The sequence below is a fragment of the Arenimonas sp. genome (assembly GCF_019459675.1).
GTDB lineage: Bacteria > Pseudomonadota > Gammaproteobacteria > Xanthomonadales > Xanthomonadaceae > Arenimonas.
The window spans coordinates 1-5,306 of record NZ_JAIBFH010000419.1; the positions used below are offsets into that span (position 1 = coordinate 1).

At 67.0% G+C, this 5,306-nt stretch carries 4 protein-coding genes; all 4 read left to right on the forward strand.

Annotated elements, in window-relative coordinates:
* Positions 1-162: 162 nt before the first annotated feature.
* Positions 163-1,140 carry an efflux RND transporter periplasmic adaptor subunit gene (locus K0M70_RS13835; protein ID WP_290782895.1) on the forward strand — a complete coding sequence of 326 codons (978 nt, stop codon included), beginning with the start codon at positions 163-165 and terminating at the stop codon, positions 1,138-1,140.
* 30 nt (positions 1,141-1,170) lie between these two features.
* A complete protein-coding gene (locus K0M70_RS13840) occupies positions 1,171-4,284 on the forward strand; it encodes a CusA/CzcA family heavy metal efflux RND transporter (RefSeq protein ID WP_034211218.1) in 3,114 nt (1,037 codons plus the stop codon).
* Entirely contained in the window at positions 4,281-4,610 is a 330-nt protein-coding gene (locus K0M70_RS13845; protein WP_034211219.1) for a P-II family nitrogen regulator, read from the forward strand. The genes K0M70_RS13840 and K0M70_RS13845 overlap by 4 nt, the downstream gene beginning before the upstream one ends.
* Before the next feature lie 77 nt (positions 4,611-4,687).
* The gene (locus K0M70_RS13850; RefSeq protein ID WP_290782897.1) at positions 4,688-5,269 is read left to right on the forward strand and encodes a hypothetical protein; all 582 of its coding nucleotides are present in this window, start codon (positions 4,688-4,690) and stop codon (positions 5,267-5,269) included.
* Positions 5,270-5,306 lie beyond the last annotated feature (37 nt).

Genomic DNA, 5,306 nt, shown 5'->3' on the forward strand with positions numbered 1-5,306 from the left:
CCTTCACCCACGGCCGGGGCCGCCTACACGACCACGCCAGGCGGCTAAGACGCTTAACATGCCGACGAGGCAGGCCAGTAAAAGGCGGGCCACGACGATGAGGCCGGGCATGACGAAGAGGCCGGCCACGATGAGGCGGAAGAAGGCGCGGAACCGGTTCGCATGGACGCGGCCGCGCTGGAAGCCGCCGGCATCAAGCTGGCGACCCTGGATGCGCGTTCACTGAGCGAACCGCTGCAGGCCCCGGGTGAAGTCCTGGACAACGCCTACGGCACCACTCTGATCACGCCGCGGGTCGAGGCCCTGGTGGTCCGCCGCCATGCCAAGCTGGGAGATGAAGTGGCCGCCGGCGCGCCACTGGTGACGCTGTCGTCCGTGGAGGTGGCGCAAGCCCAAGGGGCGCTGGCCATCGCCGAGCAGGATTGGAAGCGCGTTCAATCCCTGGGACGCGAAGCTGTGTCGGGCCGCCGCTACCAGGAAGCCCAGGTCACCGTCGAGCAGGCACGGGCGACGGCGCGGGCCTACGGCTTGCCGGGCACGGCCACGGGCCGGTCCAATGGCGAGTTCACGCTGACCGCGCCACACGCCGGCCGCCTGACCGAGGACGCCTTTGTGGTCGGCGAGCGGATCGAGCCCGGCCGGACCCTGTTCCGATTGGTGGATGAAGCCGTCGTCTGGGTCGATGCCACGCTCCCGGCCGAGCAGGCCCGGCGCATCGCCATCGACAGCACCGCGCAGGTGGTGCTGGGCCAGGTGCGACTGCCCGGCAAGGTGGTGCAGCGCGCGCACCGCACTTCCGAGAACACCCGGACGGCGCTGGTGCGAATTGAAGTAGCGAACGAGGGGGATCGCCTGCACGGCGGCGACTACGTCGAGGTCTATCTCGATGCCGGCGGTGGCAGCGACCCGCAGCTGGCGGTGCCGACGGCGGCGCTGGTGCAGTTGGAGGGCGAGAACGTGGTCTTCAAGGAGACCGATGGCGCCCTGGCGCCCGTGGCGGTTCGCCCCGGTCCGGTGGTCGGCGACCACACCGTCATCGCCGACGGCCTGGTCATCGGCGACCGGGTGGTCGTGGAGGGCGCCTATGTGCTCAAGGCCCAGATGCTCAAGGCGCAACTGGGAGAAGGTCATGGTCATTGACGCCCGAGTCGCCGAGCGCGGAGGTGCGCCATGCTGAACCGCCTGGTCGAACTCTCCCTGCGCTACAAGTTCCTGGTCCTGATCATCTTCGCCGTGGTGGCCTTCCTGGGCCTGCGCGCCGTGCGTGACGTCCCCATCGACGCCTTCCCGGACGTGACCCCGGCGCAGGTGAACATCTATACCGAATCGCCGGGCCTGGCGGCAGAAGACGTCGAGCTGCTGCTGACCACCCCGGTGGAGTCCGCGTTGGCGGGCCTGCCCAAGGTGCAGGAAATCCGCTCGGTGAGCCTGTTTGGTCTTTCCTACGTCTCCGTCTATTTCGAGGACGACATGGAGATCTACTTCGCTCGGCAGCTGGTCAATGAACGGCTGCAGGAAATCGGCGACCGCCTGCCCGAGGGTTACGGCAAGCCCAGCATGGGTCCGAACAGCTCGGGCCTGGGCCAGGTGTTCTGGTACACGGTCGAGCGCGCTCCGGGCGTGAGCAAGGACCAGGTCACCGACATGGACCTGCGTACCTGGCAGGAGTGGACGGTGCGCTTGATCCTGCGCACAGCGCCGGGCGTGGACGACGTCAGCTCCTGGGGCGGCGGCGAACGTGAGTACCAGGTCAGGATCGACCCGCAGCGGCTCTATGCCCGGGGCCTGGGCTTTGCCGACGTGATTGCGGCCCTGCCGGCCAACAACGGCCAGGTCGGCGGCAACGTGATGGACGTGGGTCGCGAGCAGTACCTGGTGCGCGGCCTGGGCCTGCTGTCCTCGACCGAGGACATCGGCGCGATCGTGCTCAAATCCGAGGACGGCGTGCCGGTCTACCTGCGCGATGTCGCCCGGATCATCGAGTCGCCGGCGCCGCGCTTTGGCGCTGTCACCCGCGATGGCGAAGAAGTGGTGCTGGGCATGGCGCTGGCCCGCATCGGCGAGAACGCCAAGGACGTGGTCGAGGCCGTCAAGGCCAAGCTGGCCACCGTCCAGGACGCGCTGCCCGAGGGCATGGTCGTGCGCCCGATCTACGAGCGTACCGACCTGGTCAACAAGGCCGTGGGCACGGCAACGCGGGCCCTGATCGAGGGTTCGATCCTGGTGGCCATCGTGCTGTTCCTGTTCCTGGGCGAGTTGCGTTCGGCGCTGGTCGTGATCGTGACCCTGCCGCTGGCGATGCTGATGGCCTTCATCGGCATGGGCCAGTTCGGACTGTCGGCCAATTTGATGTCCCTGGCGGGCCTGGCCATCGGCATCGGCATGATGGTGGACGGCGCGGTGGTGATGGTGGAGAACGCCTACCGCATCATGGCCGAGCGGCACGCCCATGGCGAAAAGGTGGACCGGACCTCGGCGGTGCTGGCGGCGGCCAAGGAAGTGGCCAATCCCATCTCGTTTGCGATCCTGATCATCATCGTGGTGTTCCTGCCGCTGTTCAGCCTCGAGGGCCTGGAGGGCAAGCTGTTCAAGCCCATGGCCTTCACCATCGCGTTCGCGATGGCGGGCTCGATGCTGCTGAGCCTGACGCTGATCCCGGTTCTCGCGGCCATGATCCTCAAGCCAAAGGAAGAGAAGGACACCCGGTTGGTGGCCTTCCTCAAGCGTCGCTATCGCCCGCTGCTGGAGCGTGCCCTGTCCGCCAAACGCGCCGTGGTGATCACGGCTTCCGTGGCGCTGGTGCTGGCGTTGGGGCTCTTCCCGTTCCTGGGCAAGGAGTTCATGCCCCAGCTGCAGGAAGGCTCGATCATGTGGCGGGTGACGGGTATTCCGTCGACGTCCTTGGATGAGTCGATCCGCACGAGCAATGTCATTGCCGAGGCCTTCAAGAAGTTCCCGGAAGTGGAGACCACGCTGGCCATGATCGGCCGCGCCGAAAAGGGCGAGACCGCCGACGTCAACTACATGGAGATCTACACGGCGCTGACCCCCGAGGAGGACTGGACCACCGGCCGCTCGATCAAGGAGCTCGAGGAGGCCATGCAGGAGACGCTGGAGGAGGTCGTGCCCAACGTGGTGCCAGGCTACACCCAGCCGATCCAGATGCGCGTCGAAGAGCTGATCTCCGGCGTGCGCGCGACCCTCGCGCTCAAGCTCTACGGCGAGGATCTGGGCGAACTTGATCGCCTCAGTAGTCAGCTAAAGCCGGTTCTTGCCGGTATCGACGGCGTCGCCGACCTCTCGCTGGAAGCGAACGTCGGTAAGCCGCAGATCCGCATCGAGGTGGATCGGGCCGAGTTGGCCCGGCACGGCATGAACGCCGAGGAAGTGCTGACCATCGTGCGCAATGGCCTGGGTGGCGAACCGGTCAGCGTGCTGCTGGACGGCGTGCGGCGGTTCGACATCTCCGTGCGCCTTGATGACGGTACGCGCAGTTCGGTCGAAGCGCTGCGACGGATTCCGCTCAAGGCCGCTTCGGGAGCGCTGGTGCCGCTGTCCGAGGTTGCGACGGTATCGGTCGCCGAGGGCTATTCGTTCATCCGTCGCGAGCAGTTGCAGCGCTATGCCGTGATTCAGATGGACGTTCGGGGCCGGGATGTCGATGGCTTCGTGGCCGATGCCACGGCGGCGATCAAGTCGCAGGTGGACCTGCCGCCCGGCTACTGGATCGAGTGGGGCGGTGCGTTCGAGAACCAGCAGCGCGCCTTGGCCAAGCTGAGCCTGATCGTGCCCATCACGATCTTCTTCATCTTCGTGCTGCTGTACACCGCGTTCAACTCGATCAAGTTCGCGGCGCTGATCCTGGCCAACGTGCCCTTCGCGACCATCGGCGGCCTGCTGGCCCTGTTCCTGACCGGCCAGTACCTGTCGGTGCCGTCGGCGATCGGGTTCATCGCCGTGTTCGGCGTGGCGATGCTCAATGGCATCGTGCTCGTGAGTTTCCTCAACGAGCAGCGCGAACGTGGTCTCTCGGTGCGCGAGGCGGTGCTGCAAGGCACGGCCCTCAGGCTGCGCCCGGTGCTCATGACCGCGAGCGTGGCGATTCTGGGCCTGGTGCCGATGCTGATCTCCAGTGGCGTCGGCGCCGAGACCCAGCGCCCGCTGGCCACCGTGGTGGTGGGCGGCCTGCTCAGCGCCACCCTGCTGACCCTGTTCCTGCTGCCCGTGCTCTACGAGTGGCTGGAAACCCGCGCCGAACGCAAGAACCCGGAGGCAACGCCATGAAGCGCATTACTGCCTTGCTGCACGCCCATCGGATGAGCGACATCGTGCACGCCCTGGAGGCCGCCGGTGAGCGGCGTCTGAGCGTGGTCCAGGCGCGAGGGCTGTTGCAGGCCGCCAGCGCCCGCGAGCAGGACTACTCGGTCGAGCTGGGTGAACGGGTGACCCAGGAAATCCAGCTGGACGTGTTCTGCGAGGACGAGCGGGTCGACACGATCATTGCGTTGATCCGGCAGCACGGCCGCACCGGGCAGGTGAATGCCGGATGGATCTTCACCAGTTCCATCGACGATGTGCTGCTGATCGACCGGGCGGACGTGCCGGCCTAGCTCAGCACCACGAAGGCCACGAGGCAGGCGCGCTCGGTCCGAGCGCGCCTGCAGTATCCACGTTCGAGGAATGTACGATGAGTGATGCCACGCCTCCCCCGGCCGCGAGCGCGGGACACAACCACGATCACGGCAGCGGGGGCCCTTGGGCCGGCCGCGCCGAGATCATTTTTTCCCTGGCCTCCGGCGCCTTCCTCCTGGCCGGCTGGGCCTGGGGTCGAACGCAGGGCGACAATGCCACCGGTCCCTTCATCTTGCTGCTGCTGGCCTATGCGGCCGGCGGCTTCTTCACCGTGCGCGAAGCGCTCGAGAACCTGCGGCACCGCGAGTTGAAGATCGATTCCCTGATGATCGTGGCGGCCGCGGGCGCCGCTGTCTTGGGCCAATGGGCCGAGGGCGCGCTACTGCTGTTCCTGTTCAGTCTCGGCCATGCCCTCGAGAACTACGCGATGGGCCGCGCCCGTCGCGCCATCGAGGCCCTGGCGGAGTTGCGGCCCGAGACGGCGCTGGTGCGTCGCGGTGACCAGTTGGTCGACGTATCCGTAAACGACCTGGTCATCGGCGATGTGGTGGTGGCCAAGCCCTATGAACGCGTGACGGCAGATGGCTTCGCCGGGCTGGGCGATAGCAGCATCGACCAGGCCTCCATCACGGGCTAAAGCGTGCCGGTCGAAAAGCGGCCGGTGGTGGACGCGG